The sequence below is a fragment of the Cellvibrio sp. 25HG11W-0 genome, from assembly GCF_057815475.1.
In genome coordinates, this window is record NZ_CM174230.1 from 202627 (window position 1) to 221336 (window position 18710).

Sequence of the window (18710 nt, forward strand, 5' to 3'; positions counted from 1 at the left end):
GTCAGGGCCTGGAGCAATGTTAAGGAGAAGACCAGAAACAATAAATATAGCGAGATCTTGCGTGCCAAACATTTAAGATAATCTCCATTTATTTGTGAAGCTAACGAGGCTGTAGAAAATTAAGTTTAAAATCACAAAATCCTTGCTGATGCGTGATTTGAGTAGGCTGCTATTTGAACAGCTTTTGGCGCGAGCGACAAGAAACAAAATTATTCGCGCTATTTGTAGCCTAAAGATGAATGCCGAGCACTTGAAAGGAGCTTCATGAGGGGCGAGATTCTTGTTTTTTGGGGCGTATTCTCTAGTATATGTCCTTTTCATATCTAGCCACTCGGCATTGATTTACTAATCCAATATCAACATAGTGAAAGCCGTTGGCGAGATAAAACTGATGCAATGGTTTTCGGTCATCGCAATCTAGGCGCAATAAATCCGACCCTCTTTCTTTGCCTCGATATTTTGGTTTTATGGCGAGCTTATGTATAAATACACTGTCATGTGTGTCGCCTAATTCTGGCCAAAATAAAGGGTCGCGCTCTTGTAAAAAGACTACGCCTTCGATGTCATTTTCCCCATGGAATAGATGTAAGTCAGCGAGTGTGTAGTGCGCTTTTAGTCCGTCAATATTCAGCTGGCTTTCCATCCAAAGTGAATTGCCATTAGCGTTTAGGTGGTTCATTACCTCAATTAATATTGATGAGGCAATACTCCAATCCGATTCCGTTGTTGCCTGTGTGAGCTTCATGAGTGTTTGTACTTTTTGTAATCGTCGCTATGTGAATTCAACTAATCAGAATCATCTAGTTCTAATATGATTCGGCCTACTCAGTATTCCGCAACAAACTCCCATAACCACTTTTAAATTCCCCATGGCGCAATTGGTAGCCGGTGGCGAGCAGCTTTTGGTTGCTGCAGCGTTTATTGCCGCGTTCATTGGTGGCATCTGTTGCGTAGGGGTCGCTAATGCCCAGTTGTTCGCCCAGCCATTGAATGACCTCGACCATGGGCGTTGGTTGGCTGTCGCTGGCGAGGTAGAGCGGGGCGAGTGGTTGTTGTTTTTGCAGTTCGATGAGGTGCGCCATAACACCGGCGCAGTCATCGGCGTGAATGCGATTGGTGAAGGCGGGGCTTGGGCTGGCGCGGCGGGCTGTTACTTGTTCGATAAGGCGCCTGCGCCCAGGGCCATAGATGCCGCTAAAGCGCAGTATGCAGCTGGTGAGTTCGCTGGTGCGCAAGAGTGTTTCCGCTTCTAGCAGCCGTTGCCCGCTAAAATTTGTGGGCAGTGTTGGTGAGTCTTCGTTAACCCAGCTGCCATCATCTTGGGCGTACACGGCGGTACTTGAGGCGAATAGGATTAATCGTGGTGTTAAGTGTTGTGATCCTAGTTCTGCGAGCAGCTTACGGCAGCTGTCTACATAGGCGCGCTCATAACCGCTATCGCTGCGTTCACCCGGGGTCATGGTGATGACGATAACACTGTAGTTAGCGCGCAAGATTGTGCTTAGTTGTTCGGGGTTGTGAATATCCCCGCGCAGATACTTGAGCTGTGGGGTGTCGGAAGCGGGGCTGCGTCTTAGGCCTGTTACGGCATAACCTAGGGGTGTGAGCTGTGCCGCGAGGCGCTCACCCAAGTCGCCGCAGCCTAAAATTAAACAGCTTTCTGTTGATTTAAGCGGCGTTTCTTGTGGTTTATTTGGGTTTTTTGCTGAAGTATCTGTAATTGTCATTTGATAAACGCCTGTAATCTGATAGTTTTAGGCTATTCAACATCCTCACACCTGCAGGAGCCAAGCCCATGACCCTTACTGAATTGCGCTACATAGTGACCCTCGCCCAAGAGCAGCACTTTGGCCGCGCCGCCGAGCGCTGTCATGTAAGCCAGCCCACCTTGAGTATTGCGGTGAAAAAGCTGGAGGATGAATTGGGTGTGGCGCTGTTTGAACGCACCAAGTCGCGGGTTCAGCCAACACCGCTGGGCGAGCAAATTGTCGCCCAAGCTAATTTGGTACTGGAGCAGAGCGCGGCGATCAAAGATATGGCCGAAGCCGGTAAAGACCAATTAAGTAGCCCGCTGGCCGTGGGCGCCATTTTTACCATTGGCCCCTATTTGCTGCCGCAGTTTATCCCGCATTTACAATCTATCGCCAGCAAAATGCCGCTTTATGTGGAGGAGGGTTATACCCACAGCCTGCGTAAAAAACTGCGCAATGGCGAGCTGGATGTGATCATAGTAGCGCTGCCATTTGTGGAGCCGGATGTGGTGACGCAATCTCTTTTCGACGAGCCTTTTGTGGTGTTAATGCCCAAGTCGCACCCTTTGGCGGCTAAAATCGAGATTGACCCTGCCGAGCTGGGCGACGAAAAAATGCTGCTCTTAGGGGAGGGGCACTGCTTCCGCGATCAGGTGCTGACCACCTGTACGGGGCTGCAGCATGGCAATAGCGATGATCACCCCGGCAATGTGCGCACAGCGGCTGAGGGTAGCTCCTTGGAGACCTTGCGCCACATGGTTGCATCGGGCTTGGGCATTACTATTTTGCCTATCTCGGCGGCTGAAAACTCCATTTACAGTTCAGAGGTGTTGGTAACGCGCCCTTTCATCAGCCCCGCGCCTAGCCGCACGGTTGCCTTGGCGTGGCGTGCTAGCTTTCCACGGCACAAGGCGATAGATGCGTTGCGCAAAGCGATACAGATGTGTCGCTAGTGTTTTGTATGATTCCCTTTGCGCCCATCTTTGAGCCCCAAAAATGAATAAGCCTGGTCCTGCTGTCACGTCGCTGGAACAGGTGCCCGTCACCGCACTGAAAGGCGTTGGCGCAAGTTTGGCTGCTAAATTGGCGAAAATCGGCCTTTTTAGCGTACAAGATATTCTGCTGCATTTACCTTTGCGCTATCTCGATCGCACCCGCGTTACGCCTATAGGTGCGCTTCAGCCGAATCAAACTGTGGTGGTGGAAGCGGAAGTGCGCGCCTGCGATATAGTCTTTGGCAAACGGCGCAGCATGGTGTGTCGTATTCAAGATGGGACCGGCACTATCAGCCTGCGTTTTTACCACTTCAATGGCGCCCAAAAGCAGCACTTGAGCCAGGGCACGCGTTTGCGGGTGTTTGGCGAAACACGGCGCGGCGCGGCGGGTTTGGAACTCTATCACCCCGAATATGAACTGCTTGATGAAGCGGCACCCTTGCCCTTAGAGCAGGCGCTCACCCCTATTTACCCTGCGACCGAAGGCCTTACGCAACCGCGTATGCGCAGCCTCGCCCAGCAGGCACTCACTTGGCTCAATACTCACAGTGTGCGCGAACTCTTACCCTATGCCGTGCGGCGCGCGCTTAATCAATGTTCACTGGCCGAGGCGCTGCGTTTTTTACATCAGCCACCGGCACAGGTAAATGTGCAGTTGTTGCTGGATGGCGAGCACCCCTACCAGCAGCGCTTGGCGTTTGAGGAGTTATTGGCGCATCACTTGAGCTTGCTGTTGTTGCGCCAGCGAACCCAGGCGGACGGTGCGTGTCGCCTGCAATTGAGCGATGAACAATATGAGGAATTTCGAGCGCAGTTGGGTTTTCAGCTGACCGCAGCACAAACGCGCGTGGTTGCAGAAATTCGTGCAGATCTGGTCAAACCTATTCCCATGCTGCGCTTGGTGCAGGGCGATGTGGGTTCGGGTAAAACCGTGGTAGCTGCGATGGCTGCTATGGCTGCTGTGGCCGCGGGTAAGCAGGTGGCCATTATGGCGCCCACGGAAATTTTAGCTGAGCAGCACCGCATCAACTTTGGCAAATGGTTTACGCCCATGGGCGCACAGCTGGGTTGGCTCACAGGCAAGCTTAAAGTGGCCGAGCGCCGTACCCAGTTAGCCGCTATCGCCAGTGGTGAGGCGCAGGTTATAGTAGGTACTCACGCGCTCTTTCAAGAGGCGGTGGAATTCGCGGATTTAGCGCTCATCGTCATCGACGAGCAGCATCGGTTTGGCGTGCAGCAGCGCCTGTCGCTCTCGCAAAAAGGCACCGCCGCCAATCTCGGTGCCGGGCATATGCGGCCCCATCAATTAATCATGACCGCCACTCCCATACCGCGCACCCTCGCGATGAGTGCCTATGCCGATTTGGATTGCTCCATTATTGATGAGCTGCCGCCGGGGCGCACACCGGTGACGACCGTGGTGATTAGCGATCAGCGCCGCGAAGAAGTGATCGAGCGCGTGCGTGTGGGCTGCGAACAGGGGCGCCAAGCCTATTGGGTGTGCACGCTCATCGAAGTATCGGAAGCCTTAGAAGCACAGGCGGCAGAAGCAACCGCCGCAACGCTGGTCGAGGTCCTGCCGCATCTGCGCGTTGGCCTGATTCATGGCCGCTTAAAAGCCGCGGAAAAAGACGCGGTGATGAAGGCTTTCAAAGCAGCGGAATTAGATTTACTGGTCGCGACTACGGTGATTGAAGTCGGGGTGGATGTACCCAATGCCAGTTTGATGATTATTGAAAACCCCGAGCGCTTGGGCTTGGCACAGCTGCATCAGCTGCGCGGGCGGGTTGGGCGCGGTGCGGCGGCGAGCCACTGCGTGTTGCTCTACGGTTCGCCTCTGGGTGAGCACAGTCGCGAGCGGCTGCGTGTGATGCGCGAAAGCAGCGATGGTTTTTATATCGCAGAACAGGATTTATTACTGCGCGGCCCGGGCGAAGTGCTGGGTACCCGCCAAACCGGTGATATGCAATTTAAAATTGCCGATCTCGTGCGCGACAGTCATTTATTGGACGAGGTGAAGGCGGCGGCCTTGTTGCTAATGGCAGATTATCCGCAGCAATGTGCGGCTTTAGTGGCGCGCTGGTTGGGCAATAGTCAGCGCTACTTACAGGTTTAAGGGCCGGGCCATGAGGCGAGGTTCCATAAACCGCGAAGGAGTCTCATTCTTTTGGGTTCTTTTTTCTGCGCAATAGACGATTCAGCTGTTGCTTAGGAGAATCTCGACTATGCTTTGAGTTACCTCTTCAGCTCGGCGCAGCGGCTGTATTTAGATCTAATTCAATTCTATTTTTTTGTGCTGAACGGGGTTTCACACGAAAAAATCTCACTTCATTAACACTGAATATAAAGGAGTAGGCCGTGCCAGTACCTACCAGCGTTCAATCCATGCTCAATAGGCAAAATGTACACTACCAAGTTGCTGAGGTACCTATGGACGAACAGGAACGCGGGTTATGGCACGACCAGCACTTGCGAAATATGAGCGCAGCAAAATCCGTTATTTTACAAGATGATAAAGGGCGAGTTCAGGTCATACACGCCGCCGATCGGCTGTTGGACCTCAAGGCCGTTAATCGCCAGTTAAGTCGCGAACTGCAGGCGGCTAGCACCGAAGAAATTCAAAAATTCTGCCTCTCTCATAATCTCAACAGCATTCCAGCACTGCCTAAATTGGCGGGCTTGCTTACCTTAGTCGATCGCAATCTATTTGAGCAAAAGGAACTCTGGGCTGATTCAGGCGACGATCAACAATTGCTCCATTTCAGTCACGATGAGTTCAAACAAATTCTTGATGATGCGGTCATTTGCGACATAGCCGTGCCTCTTTTACCGCTTGAAATCGATGATTCTGGCACCAGTGATACCGATCAAATACTGGGCGCCGTACGCAATTTCACCCAGCTGCGTATCAAACAGCGCTTGGAAGAAACCTTGGAGCTACCACCGCTCTCGGACACGGCGCAACGCATTATCAAGTTGCGCGTAAACCCCAATGCCGATATCAGTGATTTGGCGCAAATAGTGGAGACTGATCCCAGCTTGGCCGCGCAGGTGGTGAGTTGGGCTGCGTCGCCCTATTACTCAGCACCGGGCAAAATCAAATCTATTCATGACGCCATAGTGCGCGTGCTGGGTTTTGATATGGTGTTGAACCTAGCCTTGGGTTTGTCTTTAGGCAAAACCATGACGATTCCAAAAGAAGGCGCCCACGGTACTTTGCCCTACTGGCAGCAAGCCGTTTATATGGCGGCGACGATTGAAGGCTTAGTGACGGCGATTCCACGGGATCATCGCCCCAGTTTTGGCATGGCCTATCTCTGTGGTTTACTCCACAATTTTGGTTACCTGATTTTGGCCGAAGTATTTCCACCTTATTTTAAAAATTATTGCGAACTGAGCGATGCCAATCCGCATATAGGCCATCAGGCCATTGAGCGTCATTTGTTGGGTGTTACCCGCGAGCAGTTGGGCGCCACTTTGATGTCGCTCTGGTCAATGCCGGAAGAAGTAGTGGTTGGTTTGCGTCATCAAAATAACCCGGCTTATGACGGTGAGTTCCATCAATACGCCAAGTTGATTTTTGTGGCCCAGCGCTTGTTGCACCAGAACAATATTGGTCAGGGCCCCAAGTTGGCTATTCCTGATCATATTTTTGAGGAGTTGCACCTCGACCCCGAAAAAGCGGCCATGACGGTTGCAAATATCATAGAGTCGAGCGAAGATCTCAAACACATAGCCCATGAGCTAGAGCCGCATTAATTCCCGCCTGTTCAGCAGCTAAACACAACCCCTTTTGCGAGGGGTTTTGTGTTTTTGGCCTGAGCATTTTCTTTCTATTATTAGTTATTTGATGTTGGATTTTCTATGACGTTTACCCTAATCGCCGCCGCCGAAGCCGCCGCTATATTGGTTGAGCGCCGCCTAACAGGCGCCCAAGCAGAGCCTTTGCCCAGTGGTTGTCGCCCTGCGAACCTCGATGATGCTTTGCAGATACAAGCCGCAGTGACTGCGCGCTGGTGTGAACAGATGGACGATAGCATCGGCGGTTGGAAGTGTTTACTACCGCCGCAAGATCGTTTAATTGTTGCGCCCATTTATACCCGCACCATCGATTCCGTAGCACCTGTCGCCCTGTGGCCAAAGGGTGATTTGGCGCGCATAGAGCCAGAATTGGCGTTCTTTTTTGGTACAGATTTACCTCCTCGCGCTGCGCCCTACACCCCTGCGGAAGTGGATGCCGCTATAGCCCGCACCCACATGGCACTGGAGTTAATTTACTGCCGCTACGCCGAGCCTGCCAATTGTGAATTCCCCGATATGCTGGCAGATAGTTTGGTGAATCAGGGCTTGTATATTGGCCCAGAAGTGGATGCAGAGCTGGCGCGCGCGGCCAGCAGTTTTACTATAGCGGTTACTGCCAAGGGTGAAACCCAGTTGCATCAGGGGCAGCATCCCAATGGTCACCCGCGCGCGCCGCTGTATTGGCTGGTTGAATTTTTGCGCAGCCGGGGCGAGGGTATAGTCGCAGGGCAGGCCGTAATTACCGGCTCCTATGCGGGCGTATTAGAAGTGCCGTTAAAGTCTGATATTCACATCAGTTATGCAGGCTTGGGTGAAATGCAGGTCAGTTTTAACGCCCGCACAACCTATTAAATAAGGCCAATTATTAAGCTGCAGAGCGAGGATTTGAATTCTATGAACGACATAAAAGCACCGCTATTTAGTTGCGAAATTCCCGTGCGTTGGGGCGATATGGATGCCTACGGCCACGTCAATAACACCAACTACTTTCGCTACTTTGAAGAGGCGCGCTTTCAGTGGATGCTGGCAGAAGGTATGCCTTTAAAAAGCGCGACTCACCCCGTGGTAGTCACCATTGGCTGTACTTTTTTACGGCCTATTTTTCACCCTGAAACCCTGCGTATTGAATTGTCGATCAGCGAGCCAGGGCGCTCCAGTTTTATGATGAAGTATCAAGTCTTTACCTTGAGCGACCCCAGTACCCCAGCGGCTGAAGGCTACTCCAAGGTGGTGTGGGTGAGCAGCGAAAATGGTAAATCTGTACCTCTGCCAGACAATGTACGTGCTTGGTTTGAGCGTTAGTCAATAGGTGCTCAATATCTAAGTTGGAATGCTGATGCCCAGCAAGGTTATCGCCACGGCGGGCAGAGTTTCTTTTATGCTTATACGTTAAGCTGTCAATCGTCTTTATTTTACTGTCATATTTTGGCGGTCAAAAATATTCAGGCTGAGGATCTTTTTGCGCCCCTTTTTACGTTTCCTAATAAGGTCTTGTTATGGATTTAACTCGTCGTCACTTTCTTAAAAATGCCAGCGCTACCGCTGTTGCTCTGGGCGGTCTTCACAATTTGCAACTGCAGGCGCAGGTTTATGTGCAGGATCCGGTCTATGGCATCGATAAGGTTGGCCAGTTGGTGGCAGACCCGGCGGGCATCCTCAATTTGCCGCGCGACTTTAGCTACCAGATTATCTCCCGCAGCGGCGAGCGCATGAGCGATGGCCTAATAGTGCCCAGTGCACCCGACGGCATGGCCGCATTTCCGGTGCCGGGCAATGCTAGCCAATGCATTTTGGTGCGCAATCATGAGTTGGATTCGGGTAGCAATGAGATAGGCCCTTTTGAGGGGCGTGTCGATCTTGCCAAGAAACATGTTGGCAGCAAAGCCTATGATTACTTCCTGTCCAGCCAGCTCCCGATTAATGGCGGTACTACAACACTGTTATACAGTCACAGAAGCCAGCGGGTCGAACGCAGTCATTTGAGCTTAATCGGTACCACACGCAATTGTGCCGGTGGCGCCACACCTTGGGGGTCTTGGCTCAGCTGCGAAGAATCCATCGACGGGAAAGCGAAGGGTTTTGGACGCGAGCATGGCTATGTGTATGAAGTGCCCGCGCAGGCTAAGGGATTGGTTGATGCAATTCCGTTGAAAGACATGGGGCGCTTTGTGCACGAAGCTACTGCGGTTGATAGCACCAGCGGTATTGTCTATTTGTCGGAGGATTACAATCGCAGCCTGTTTTACCGTTTTATTCCCAGCACACCGGGCAAGCTGGCGGAAGGCGGTCGTTTACAAGCGCTGGCGATGCGTGGCTGGCATAGCGCGAATACGCGCAACTGGCCCGAGGATGCCGAGGATAAGAATGCGCAGTCGGTCGCACTGCATCAACGTTTTAATTGTGAGTGGATTGATCTTGATGATGTCACCTCACCCGATGGCGATTTAAGTACCCGTGGTGAAGCTAAGGGCGCCGCTATTTTTGCGCGCGGTGAAGGTTTAGCGTTTGCTTTGCGCCCGGATAAAACCCGCGAGATTTTCTTGGCGGCTACTGGCGGCGGCCCGCTAAAAATCGGTCAGGTGTGGCGCTATCAGCCCAGCCCTTTTGAAGGAACTGAGCGCGAGGTGGAGCAGCCGGGCGTGATGGAGCTGTTTTATGAAACACACAACCGCGCGGTGTTGGAATCTTGCGATAACCTCGCGGTTGCGCCTTGGGGCGATTTGATCATCTGCGAAGACAGTTACTCAGACAACCCCGATACCGTGAATTACCTGCGCGGCCTCACACCCGATGGGCGTATTTACACCCTGGCGATGAATGCACATCCCGATAAAGGAGAGTTCTGCGGCGCTTGTTTCTCGCCCGATGGCACCACGCTGTTCGTCAATATCCAGCGCCCTGGCATGACCATCGCCATCACGGGTCCTTGGGGGCATTTACGCAATCAAGCGAAGGGGCTCAAACGCGGGTAGAAAAAATACTTTGTTTGGACATTAGGCCTCAAGCGCGCGTCGTACCGAAAAAGGGCCAAAGCAACGTCTTACTGAGGGGCTTCACGGCTGGATTCTAAGTTACTGGAAGCTCCCGGGAGCCTCCAGTCAGGATGGTTTTGGTGTGGCTTGTTGCGATTTATTGTTAGTCGTTTTGTTATTATGTTTGTTGTTATTAGGTGGTTTGTTCTTTGGGCGCTATCTGGCTGTTGTTGTCAGTGGGTTGCGTTTACGCGGTTGCCACTGCAGCTTGATCCATAGCGCGCCATTCAATTTTGTCGCTGTAATGGAGCAGACGCATAGTGCCCTGATGGTCTTCCACTAGCGCCGTACAGTTTTCGATCCAGTCACCACAGTTGGCGTAGCGCAAGCCCTGTTCTTCGCGCAGCGCAGGGTAGTGAATGTGCCCGCATACAACCCCATCAAAACCGCGTCGCTTGGCTTCGGCCAAGGCTTCGCGCTCGTAGGTTTCAATCGCTGTTTTGGCACCTTTAATATTGCTTTTGATCAGTCCTGCAAGTGAAAAGTAGGGGCGACCCACGAGTTTGCGAATGCGTTCGGACCAGCGATTGATAAACAGCAGTAATTCATAGCCGTGGTCGCCGATCATGCGCTTCAGCCAGCTGTGGTTGATGTAAGCATCCATGGCGTCGCCGTGCATGATCAGCAGGCGTTTACCGTCGGGGGTGATGTGCTCGCACTCTTCCATAATTTCTATGGGACCAAAGAGTTCGCCATCAAAGCGGCGCATGGGGATATCGTGGTTGCCAGGTACATAGACGACGCGTACGCCGCGCGCCGCCAATTCGTAGAACTTGAGCATGACTTGGTAGTGCTTAGCGGGCCAGCAGAAGCGGCGCTTGAGTGACCATAGGTCGACAATATCACCCACAAGGTAGAGGGTTTCGCAGTGAATGTTATTAAGGAAATCTAAGAGATAATCGGCTTTGCAGTCGCGAAAGCCTAGGTGGATATCCGAAATCCACAGCGTGCGCGCATTGATAAGGTGGCGGGTGGTGCGCGGCGTTTGAACATCATTGGCAGAACTTTCGACCGCGGATTCAAGTAGCTGGGCGGCATTGGCCAACACTGAGTGAGGTAAGTTCATAGTGTGTTTCCGTGGCTGTTTCACCCAAGTGTGGCGTGAACTTATGACGAAAACACAACATTTTTATGAACTTTGGGTGACAACTGCACCGAAAATCGGAGCAGTTGAATAGAAAAAAATTGTACAAAATAGTGGAGTAAGAAGCTGTAGGTGACAGTAGGTTAGTGTTCGGAAACCTTACTGATTGACAGCAATTTTGTGATCTTGCACGAGCCAATCTAACACCGCTGTGCGGCTGCTTAGCATGTCGCGCAAGGTTTGCATAACGACGGGGTTGTAATGGGGTTGGCGCTCCAAGAGCGTGATGCGCTCATTGAGAAAACCAATGTCGTTTTGAACCTTTTCAGCGATATCCATGCTGTTAAATGCTTCGTTGCCAATGTTGAGTATTGTCATAGCTCAGTTCCCTTGCTGTTGGAGGTCTTAGTGGTTTAATCACCATTTGTTACACATTATGGCTGAGGCAAACAGAAGCTGATAGGCGAGTTTGCCATTACGGCTTGTGCGATATGTCGCACAAGCTTTCATCAAGTGATGCTTTAAGCAGGCTGTTTTTTAAAGAGCGTGAGGCTAAACATTAGCGTTGCCGAGAGCACTATGGCTGGCCCTGCAGGGCTGTCCCACCAGTAGGAGGCCGCTAAACCTGCGGCTACAGCGACCATTCCCAAGAGGCTAGCAACCAGTGCCATTTGCTCTGGGGTATGGGTCAGGCGGCGACTGGCCGCGGCGGGAATAATCAGCAGTGCGGTGATTAACAGTACCCCGACAATTTTCATCGCAATCGCAATGACTAAGGCCATTAACAGCATAAGCGCTGTGCGCACGGCGGTAACGGGCACGCCTTCTACTTGCGCCAATTCTTCGTGCACGGTAATGGCGAGCAGCGGGCGCCAGAGCCACGCAAGTGCCGCCAATACACTCAGTGAAATGATCCAAACGCTAATCACATCGGCGCGGCTTACCGCAAGAATGTCGCCGAATAAATAGGCGAGTAGATCAATGCGGGTTTCGCTGAAGGCGCTTACACAGATCAGCCCGAGCGCGAGGGTTGAGTGAGACAATATGCCCAGGAGGGTATCGGTCGCTAAAAAGCGATTGTGTTGCAGTGCGACCAAAATCAGTGCAAGCAGCAGGCAGCCTAAGGCTACGGCGAGATTGAGATTAATGTCGAGCAGCAGGCCAAAGGTGATACCCAATAGCGCAGAGTGCGCGAGCGTATCGCCAAAATAGGCCATGCGTCGCCATACCGCAAAGGAGCCTAGGGGGCCGGCAACCAAGGCTACCGCTATACCTGCCAAGAGGGCGAGGGTGAGAAATTCGGGCATGATGACTTACTCGTGATGATGCTGACAGCTTGCGCTGTGGACGTGAACGTGGCCGGCTTTGTCGTTTTTTGCTGCTATTACATTGCCGTGCGCATCGTGTTGATGGTCGTGGTGATGGGTATAGAGCGCGACTTGCGGTGGGTTCTGGCTGATGCCCGCCAGCTCCCCAAAGAGTGCTATATAGGCGGGGTCATTGGTGACCTGCTCGGGGTGACCTTGGCAGCAGATGTGTTGATTTAAGCAAATCACAATGTCGGTATTTGCCATCACCAGGTGCAAATCATGGGATACCAACAGTACGCCGCAATTGCGACGGGTGCGAATTTCATTAATGAGGGCGTAGAGCGCTGCTTGTCCGGTAATGTCGACGCCTTGCACGGGTTCATCCAACACCAGTAGTTGTGGGTCGCGCAGCAGTGCGCGCGCCAAAAGTACGCGCTGTGTTTCACCGCCCGAGAGCGACTGCATGGCACTAGCCGCGAGATGGGCAATGCCCGTTAGCTGCATGGTTTCCGCTAAATCGACACGCGCTTTGCCGCCCAAGGCGAGAAAGCGCGCCACATTCAAAGGCAGGCTGGCTTCTAAATGTAATTTTTGAGGCATATAGCCAATGCGCAAACCTGCTGCGCGCTCAATGGATCCTTCATCGGCCTTAATTAAGCCTAAAATGCTGCGCACTAAGGTTGTTTTACCCGCGCCATTGGGGCCAATGAGGGTGACGATTTTCCCGGCGCTAAGGGTCAAGTCGGCGTTTTGTAAAATGTGGCGTCCGTTGCGTATGACACCCACACCTTGGGCGCGTACTAGGTAGTCGGTTGCTGATGCTTGTGTGACGCTTTGTTCAGTCATGAGATGTATTCCGTGTTTGGCAGTCAGGGCAGCGGCCCATCACTTCCAGTGCTTGTGAAACGACACTAAATCCCGCCGCTTGAGCGCTGTCGTTAATGTGCTGCACCAGCGCTGGCTGCACCATTTCAACCGCTATGCCGCAGTCGCGACAGAGTAAAAAGTGGCTTTGATGTTGGTGTTTGGGGGCGGGGCAGCCAATGTAGGCATTAAGTGCATGAATACGGTGAATTAAGCCTTGTTCCAATAAAAACTCTAAGGCGCGATAAACTGTAGGCGGTGCAACAGTGCGGGTGGCCATCTGCGCTAATTGATCCATAAGGGCATAGGCGCCTAGAGGTTTGTGGCTCTGCCAAACAAGTTCCAAAATTTGCAGGCGCTGGGGGGTTAAACGTGTGCCGCGCTGCTCGCAAATTTGGCGCGCAGCGGCCAATGCATCGTTAATACAATGCGCGTGATTATGTTGGCTGCAGGCAATGGGGGTGGTCATAATCTGGGAGATCTTAAGGCGGCACTGATGCCTTGGGTCAGAAAGGCTTTATGTTACTATATAACATCTTTTGGTATAAGGTCATTTGCGCTGCCGTGGCGATTTCAGGCAGCGCTTTATCTTGTTTATATGGAGTGAGCGGTGAAGTTTAAAAAAGTGCAGTGTTTCATGGGTCAATTAGCGTTAGGTTTGGCACTGCTCTGGCAGGGCGTGATTCCCGCGGCGCAAGCGGCATCTGAGCCTTTGTTGCTTACGAGCATCAAGCCCTTGGCCTTGATTGCACAGGCGATTACTGGCACTCATCTTAAAGTAGAAACTCTGCTGCCTATAACTGCATCGCCCCATGATTACCCGCTCAAAATGTCGGATCATCTGCGCTTGCAAAAGGCGGAGCTGGTGCTGTGGATTGGTCCAGAGTTGGAGAGTTTTTTAGCCAAGCCGCTTGCTAACTTGCCCGCTGAGCGAGTGATGAGCGCTTATGATCTTGCGGGGATTTATTGGCCCGCGGGGGAGAAAGACGCAGAGGATGCGGATGAGCATCACCATCAGGCCCATGAACATGGCGGACATGACCCACATTTGTGGCTAGATCCGCGCAATGCCATTGTGATTGCACAGGCGTTGGCAGCCAAGCTGAGCCTCATGCACCCTGAGCTTAGCGCCAACTTCGCCGTGAATCTCACTAATTTTGTGCGCACGACAAATACCTTAGATCAGCAGTTGGCGCTGCAACTTAAGCCGATTAGTGCGCGTGGCTTTGGTGTCTATCATGAGGGCTACGCTCATTTTGTGGGGCGCTATGGTCTGCATCAATTGGCCTACGTGGCACTTACCCCTGAGCGTCGCCCTGGGGCAAAACATCTACAGGAATTGCGGCAATTGCTTGCGCAAGAGGGTGAATGTTTGTTTATGGAACCTTTCAATCACAGTGCAGCCTTGGAAACTATGGCCGCGCAATTAAATCTACGCATTGGCTTGCTGGACCCTATTGGCAATCAAGAGGTGTCCAGCTATGAGCAGTTACTCAATACCATGGGGGCGAGTTTCTTAGCCTGCTTGGCGCATGTTGAGCCCTAATGATATAGATGAAGGTTGGTGCAGTTTTACGTTGCGCGCACGCAGCTGATCCATTTGACGTTGATTGAGGCTAACCACAAAAGCCTCGTAACAGTGGCGAATATCTTTGTCGTTCGATAGGCCCGCTTCTTGTAGCAGCGCCAGCATACCTTCAGGTGTTGCCATGCGATGACGAATGCCGGTCTTATGGTAGTAGCTGCTGGCTAATTGTTGCATGCGAAAAATAGCAGTCTGAGAAAAGATCAGGTTGTCCATAGGTGTGACTCCGGCTAAAAATGGCTAATAAAAAGTTGATCCCCCAAGTGCTTAATCAGCAGCACTTAAAGGCAGTCTAGGTTGATATTTAACCGGAGGAGATTAATTAACAAACAAGGTTTCATATTTGTGACCGCCATAAAAAAGCCCTCAAAACCATCCAAACAAAAAGTTATAAGGATGGGGTGAGGGCAATAAGACGAGGAGAGAAAAACCAAATAAAACAATAACTTAAAACATATTTCACTGTAATTTGACAGTGGAATTCTTTTCTTTACAGATCAAGATCGTGCGCCAATTTATCGGCTAATTGCTGTTCCAGCTTGGCGTTAACCTTAGCATTGAGTGCAGCGGTCTTGTCGGTCAAATCTTGTTCGATACGCAGTTGCACATCTTCTTCGGTATCAACCCATTGGGTTTTGTTGCTGAGTTCAGCGGCCGCCAAGGTGAGCTTAGGTGTTTGTGTTGCGATTTCGTCAGCGTAAACACCAGTAGCGGTTAAGGTTAAAACGGCAAGTAATAGAGCAGTCTTTTTCATCGTAGGTTCCTCAGATGATATTCATATCCAGTTGCCTTGTGGGCGACCTTCATAATTAATAAAGCTTGGGGTTGGGTAACAAGTAAATAGCTTTAATCCTATGCCGCTAAAACCTGATCTTTAGGGTGGACTTAAACTGTTACTGAGTTACGTTTTAATATGTTACGCATGGTAACACATATATTTTTAATGGCTAGAGGTCAGTTACAACATTTTGTTATAGGGATAGTAAAAATGTGAACGAATACCGAAACTTAGCTATAAAAACAAGATTTTAGGCGGCAGCTGTCATCTGGTAACACATTCTATATATCAGTAACACTTATTGATGGAACCTAAAGCCTGATGGTTTGATAAAGACCAAGGTGGATTGAAAGTGGAGGAGATTGAGCTTCTCTTTACGCTCTCGCCCCGCACACAGGCCGAGGTGAGCATCGCCTTTTTCTCTCTCTTCGCCTTAATGCCCGTGTAAAAGGCCTTTGGTGTATCCTGCAAGCCTAAAATTTTATCCATTCCGGTGCGTGCGTACGCAATGACCTATGCCGCCCTAAACAAATCTGACTTAAATAGAACTCAAACATGACCCAACTTCAGCCTGAACAGGCCCCCTTAGTACTTGTAGATGGCTCCTCCTATCTATATCGCGCTTACCACGCACTGCCGCCGCTCACTAATTCAAAAGGCCAGCCTACAGGCGCTATTAAAGGCGTGGTCAATATGTTGCGGCGCTTGTGTAAGGATTACCCTGATTGCCCCATTGCGGTGATATTTGATGCGAAGGGTAAAACCTTTCGCGATGACATTTATGCGGAGTACAAAGCTAATCGTCCCCCCATGCCCGATGACTTACGGCCGCAAGTGCAGCCGATTTTGGATATCGTAGAGGCCATGGGTTTGCCGCTCTTAGTAGTGGATGGGGTTGAAGCAGACGATGTCATTGGCACGCTTGCGCGCCAGGCAACGGAGCAAAAGCGCGATGTGGTGATTTCCACTGGCGATAAAGACATGGCGCAGTTGGTCAATGACTACGTCAGCCTAGTGAATACCATGACAGATACCTTTCTCGATATTCCCGGTGTGCAAGGCAAGTATGGGTTTGGCCCTGAGCTGATGATCGACTACCTTGCGCTCATGGGCGATAAGGTTGATAACATTCCCGGTGTGCCGGGCGTAGGCGAAAAAACCGCGCTGGGGCTTATTCAAGGTATGGGCGGCTTGGATGCTATCTATGCCGACCTAGAGAAAGTGCGCACGCTCTCCTTTCGCGGCGCGAAAACCATGCCGGAAAAATTAGCGGAACATCGCGCTATGGCTTACTTGTCCTATGAGTTGGCGACGATTAAAACAGATGTGGCGCTGGCGTTTAGTCCTGAAACGATTCACTTGCCTCAGCCCAACAATCAACGTTTGCGCGAACTGTTTGAAGAGTTGGAGTTTAAAACCTGGGTTAATCAGCTTGGCGATAATGCTGCCTCCCCTAAGGCAGATGCGCAAAGCCAGGCGGCAGCAAGCATCGATACCACTCAAACTATTAATGTTGATGCGATTAAAGCGGAGGCTCCCGCGGCTATTCACTACGACATCATCACCGACAAGGCGCTATTTGCCACTTGGTTGACACGGTTACAGCAAGCTGAGGCTTTCTCGTTTGATACTGAGACCACTAGTCTCGACGCTATGGAAGCGAAGATAGTCGGCTTAAGTTTTGCGATTGAAGCGGGTACAGCCGCCTACATTCCCTGTGGCCATGACTATATGGGCGCCCCTGAACAATTGCCGCTCGATTGGGTGTTGGCAGAGCTTAAATCTCTTCTTGAAGATGAGCGCCATATTAAGATCGGCCAAAATTTAAAATATGACCGCAGTGTGTTGCTCAATTACGACATAGAGCTGCGCGGTATCGGCTTTGACACCATGCTGGAGTCCTATGTTTGGAATTCCATTGGCAGTCGCCACAACATGGATGATTTGGCCAAAAACTACTTAGATTATAAAACGGTGACGTTTGAAGAGTTGGCAGGCAAGGGTGTTAAGCAGCTGACGTTTAATCAGTTAAAGATTGAAGATGCGGGCCATTACGCAGCAGAAGATGCTGACGTCACCCTGCGGTTACATCAATTCTTTTGGCCGCAGTTGGCGCAATGTCCTGCGCGTAAAAAGGTCTTCCAAGACATTGAAATGCCACTGCTGCCGGTACTGTCGCGCATAGAGCGCAACGGCGCCTATGTGGATGCAAAATTGCTCGGCGAGCAAAGTATTGAGTTGGGCGAGCGCTTGACGCAATTAGAGCGCAAGGCCTATGAGCTGGCGGGGCAGGAGTTTAATTTGAGTTCGCCTAAACAGTTGGGAGTGATTCTATTTGAACAACAGCAATTGCCCATCATCAAAAAAACCCCTAAGGGCGCGCCTTCAACCGCAGAAGAAGTGTTGCAAGAATTAGCGCTGGATTATCCATTGCCAAAAGTGCTGATGGAATATCGCGGCCTCGCCAAATTAAAATCGACCTATACCGACAAGCTGCCGTTGGTGATTAACCCGCGTACAGGGCGTATACACACCAGCTATCATCAAGCGGTAGCCGCCACTGGGCGCCTGTCTTCGCAGGACCCTAACTTACAAAATATTCCCATCAAAACCGAAGAGGGGCGTCGTATTCGCCAAGCCTTTGTGGCGCCTGCAGGCACCAAGCTGGTCGCAGCAGACTATTCGCAAATTGAATTGCGCATCATGGCGCATCTCTCTGAGGATCAAGGCCTGCTCAATGCATTTGCACAGGGCTTGGATGTTCACCGCGCAACCGCAGCTGAAGTATTTGGCGTGAGTCTTGATGGTGTTACAACTGAAATGCGCCGCAGTGCGAAAGCCATTAACTTTGGGTTGATTTACGGCATGTCTGCTTTTGGCTTAGCCAAGCAATTACATCTTGGCCGCAATGAAGCCCAGCAATATATCGATCGCTACTTTGAGCGCTATCCCGGTGTCCAGCGCTACATGAATAACATTCGCGCTCTTGCGCATGAGCAGGGTTATGTAGAAACCCTGTTTGGTCGTCGTCTGTATCTGCCTGAGATCAACGCAAAAAATAAAAATTTACAAATGGGCGCTGAGCGCACCGCTATCAATGCACCTATGCAAGGTACGGCGGCGGACATCATCAAAATGGCGATGATTAAAGTTGATCAATGGCTCGCAGAGTCTCAATTGGATGCGCGCATCATCATGCAGGTACACGATGAATTAGTGGTGGAAGTCGCTGAAGCTCAGGTTGAGGCCCTAACTGAGGGGTTGATCGCACGTATGTCGGCGGCAGCGACCTTAAAAGTACCACTACTGGTTGAGGCTGGTGTTGGCAATAATTGGGACGAGGCACACTAAAGTCATTGTTTGGACTGTGTGAAATTGCCAACTAGACTTGAGCAAGAAGCAATCAATACAGTTCATTCTTGTTGATATTGTTATCTAGGGGGCAGCAATAAGTGTGTTTAATTTTATCCAGTAGAGACCGCGTGGCGGTCTCTTGCTGATAGCGGGTAC

General features: G+C 51.2%; 17 protein-coding genes. 8 read left to right on the forward strand and 9 right to left on the reverse strand.

What is annotated here, in order from left to right:
* Positions 1-301 precede the first annotated feature (301 nt).
* Positions 302-745, reverse strand: a complete 444-nt coding sequence (locus AC0KUT_RS00905) for a hypothetical protein (protein ID WP_488832766.1) — start codon at positions 743-745, stop codon at positions 302-304.
* Between the two features lie 76 nt (positions 746-821).
* Complete coding sequence (locus AC0KUT_RS00910; RefSeq protein ID WP_488832767.1) at positions 822-1727, reverse strand: SDR family oxidoreductase; 906 nt, start codon at positions 1725-1727, stop codon at positions 822-824.
* Between the two features lie 68 nt (positions 1728-1795).
* Here AC0KUT_RS00910 and AC0KUT_RS00915 point away from each other — a divergent pair, with 68 nt between their 5' ends.
* The 6 genes from AC0KUT_RS00915 to AC0KUT_RS00940 all read left to right on the forward strand — a co-directional run bounded on the left by AC0KUT_RS00915 (position 1796) and on the right by AC0KUT_RS00940 (position 9519).
* Positions 1796-2704, forward strand: a complete 909-nt coding sequence (locus AC0KUT_RS00915) for a hydrogen peroxide-inducible genes activator (protein ID WP_488832768.1) — start codon at positions 1796-1798, stop codon at positions 2702-2704.
* A 43-nt stretch (positions 2705-2747) separates the two neighbouring features.
* Positions 2748-4862: an ATP-dependent DNA helicase RecG gene (gene recG, locus AC0KUT_RS00920; RefSeq protein ID WP_488832770.1), complete on the forward strand. Its 2115-nt coding sequence runs from the start codon at positions 2748-2750 to the stop codon at positions 4860-4862.
* Positions 4863-5104: 242 nt separating this feature from the next.
* Positions 5105-6505: an HDOD domain-containing protein gene (locus AC0KUT_RS00925; RefSeq protein ID WP_488832771.1), complete on the forward strand. Its 1401-nt coding sequence runs from the start codon at positions 5105-5107 to the stop codon at positions 6503-6505.
* Positions 6506-6610: 105 nt separating this feature from the next.
* Entirely contained in the window at positions 6611-7399 is a 789-nt protein-coding gene (locus AC0KUT_RS00930; protein WP_488832773.1) for a hydratase, read from the forward strand.
* A gap of 42 nt (positions 7400-7441) precedes the next feature.
* Complete coding sequence (locus tag AC0KUT_RS00935; protein ID WP_488832774.1) at positions 7442-7849, forward strand: acyl-CoA thioesterase; 408 nt, start codon at positions 7442-7444, stop codon at positions 7847-7849.
* Positions 7850-8043: 194 nt separating this feature from the next.
* Positions 8044-9519, forward strand: a complete 1476-nt coding sequence (locus AC0KUT_RS00940; RefSeq protein WP_488832776.1) for an alkaline phosphatase PhoX — start codon at positions 8044-8046, stop codon at positions 9517-9519.
* A 247-nt stretch (positions 9520-9766) separates the two neighbouring features.
* Here the strand turns inward: AC0KUT_RS00940 and AC0KUT_RS00945 are convergent, their stop codons facing one another.
* The 5 genes from AC0KUT_RS00945 to AC0KUT_RS00965 all read right to left on the reverse strand — a co-directional run bounded on the left by AC0KUT_RS00945 (position 9767) and on the right by AC0KUT_RS00965 (position 13306).
* Positions 9767-10645, reverse strand: a complete 879-nt coding sequence (locus AC0KUT_RS00945; RefSeq protein ID WP_488832778.1) for a UDP-2,3-diacylglucosamine diphosphatase — start codon at positions 10643-10645, stop codon at positions 9767-9769.
* Between the two features lie 177 nt (positions 10646-10822).
* Positions 10823-11041 (reverse strand): hypothetical protein, encoded by a 219-nt coding sequence (locus AC0KUT_RS00950; protein ID WP_488832779.1) that lies wholly within the window; start codon positions 11039-11041, stop codon positions 10823-10825.
* 143 nt (positions 11042-11184) lie between these two features.
* Complete coding sequence (gene znuB, locus AC0KUT_RS00955; RefSeq protein ID WP_488832780.1) at positions 11185-11970, reverse strand: zinc ABC transporter permease subunit ZnuB; 786 nt, start codon at positions 11968-11970, stop codon at positions 11185-11187.
* Between the two features lie 6 nt (positions 11971-11976).
* Positions 11977-12819: a zinc ABC transporter ATP-binding protein ZnuC gene (gene znuC, locus AC0KUT_RS00960; protein ID WP_488832782.1), complete on the reverse strand. Its 843-nt coding sequence runs from the start codon at positions 12817-12819 to the stop codon at positions 11977-11979.
* Positions 12812-13306 carry a Fur family transcriptional regulator gene (locus AC0KUT_RS00965; protein ID WP_488832783.1) on the reverse strand — a complete coding sequence of 165 codons (495 nt, stop codon included), beginning with the start codon at positions 13304-13306 and terminating at the stop codon, positions 12812-12814. Before AC0KUT_RS00965 ends, znuC begins: the two co-directional genes overlap by 8 nt.
* Positions 13307-13447: 141 nt before the next feature.
* On the opposite strand from AC0KUT_RS00965, the gene AC0KUT_RS00970 reads away from it, so the two are divergent.
* Positions 13448-14383, forward strand: coding sequence for a zinc ABC transporter substrate-binding protein (locus AC0KUT_RS00970; RefSeq protein ID WP_488832784.1), 936 nt, complete (start codon positions 13448-13450; stop codon positions 14381-14383).
* Here AC0KUT_RS00970 and AC0KUT_RS00975 read toward each other — a convergent pair.
* Positions 14354-14638: a hypothetical protein gene (locus tag AC0KUT_RS00975; protein ID WP_488832786.1), complete on the reverse strand. Its 285-nt coding sequence runs from the start codon at positions 14636-14638 to the stop codon at positions 14354-14356. The genes AC0KUT_RS00970 and AC0KUT_RS00975 overlap by 30 nt on opposite strands.
* A gap of 274 nt (positions 14639-14912) precedes the next feature.
* Entirely contained in the window at positions 14913-15176 is a 264-nt protein-coding gene (locus AC0KUT_RS00980) for a hypothetical protein (protein ID WP_488832788.1), read from the reverse strand.
* A gap of 579 nt (positions 15177-15755) precedes the next feature.
* Here AC0KUT_RS00980 and polA point away from each other — a divergent pair.
* On the forward strand, positions 15756-18551 hold the full coding sequence (gene polA / locus AC0KUT_RS00985) for a DNA polymerase I (protein ID WP_488832789.1): 2796 nt from the start codon (positions 15756-15758) through the stop codon (positions 18549-18551).
* The last annotated feature ends 159 nt before the right edge of the window (positions 18552-18710 follow it).

Coding starts and splice junctions, on each gene's coding strand:
- AC0KUT_RS00905 (WP_488832766.1), bottom strand. CDS start 745: ATGAAGCTCACACAGGCAACAACGGAATCGGATTGGAGTATTGCCTCA.
- AC0KUT_RS00910 (WP_488832767.1), bottom strand. CDS start 1,727: ATGACAATTACAGATACTTCAGCAAAAAACCCAAATAAACCACAAGAA.
- AC0KUT_RS00915 (WP_488832768.1), top strand. CDS start 1,796: ATGACCCTTACTGAATTGCGCTACATAGTGACCCTCGCCCAAGAGCAG.
- recG (WP_488832770.1), top strand. CDS start 2,748: ATGAATAAGCCTGGTCCTGCTGTCACGTCGCTGGAACAGGTGCCCGTC.
- AC0KUT_RS00930 (WP_488832773.1), top strand. CDS start 6,611: ATGACGTTTACCCTAATCGCCGCCGCCGAAGCCGCCGCTATATTGGTT.
- AC0KUT_RS00935 (WP_488832774.1), top strand. CDS start 7,442: ATGAACGACATAAAAGCACCGCTATTTAGTTGCGAAATTCCCGTGCGT.
- AC0KUT_RS00940 (WP_488832776.1), top strand. CDS start 8,044: ATGGATTTAACTCGTCGTCACTTTCTTAAAAATGCCAGCGCTACCGCT.
- AC0KUT_RS00945 (WP_488832778.1), bottom strand. CDS start 10,645: ATGAACTTACCTCACTCAGTGTTGGCCAATGCCGCCCAGCTACTTGAA.
- AC0KUT_RS00950 (WP_488832779.1), bottom strand. CDS start 11,041: ATGACAATACTCAACATTGGCAACGAAGCATTTAACAGCATGGATATC.
- znuB (WP_488832780.1), bottom strand. CDS start 11,970: ATGCCCGAATTTCTCACCCTCGCCCTCTTGGCAGGTATAGCGGTAGCC.
- znuC (WP_488832782.1), bottom strand. CDS start 12,819: ATGACTGAACAAAGCGTCACACAAGCATCAGCAACCGACTACCTAGTA.
- AC0KUT_RS00965 (WP_488832783.1), bottom strand. CDS start 13,306: ATGACCACCCCCATTGCCTGCAGCCAACATAATCACGCGCATTGTATT.
- AC0KUT_RS00975 (WP_488832786.1), bottom strand. CDS start 14,638: ATGGACAACCTGATCTTTTCTCAGACTGCTATTTTTCGCATGCAACAA.
- AC0KUT_RS00980 (WP_488832788.1), bottom strand. CDS start 15,176: ATGAAAAAGACTGCTCTATTACTTGCCGTTTTAACCTTAACCGCTACT.
- polA (WP_488832789.1), top strand. CDS start 15,756: ATGACCCAACTTCAGCCTGAACAGGCCCCCTTAGTACTTGTAGATGGC.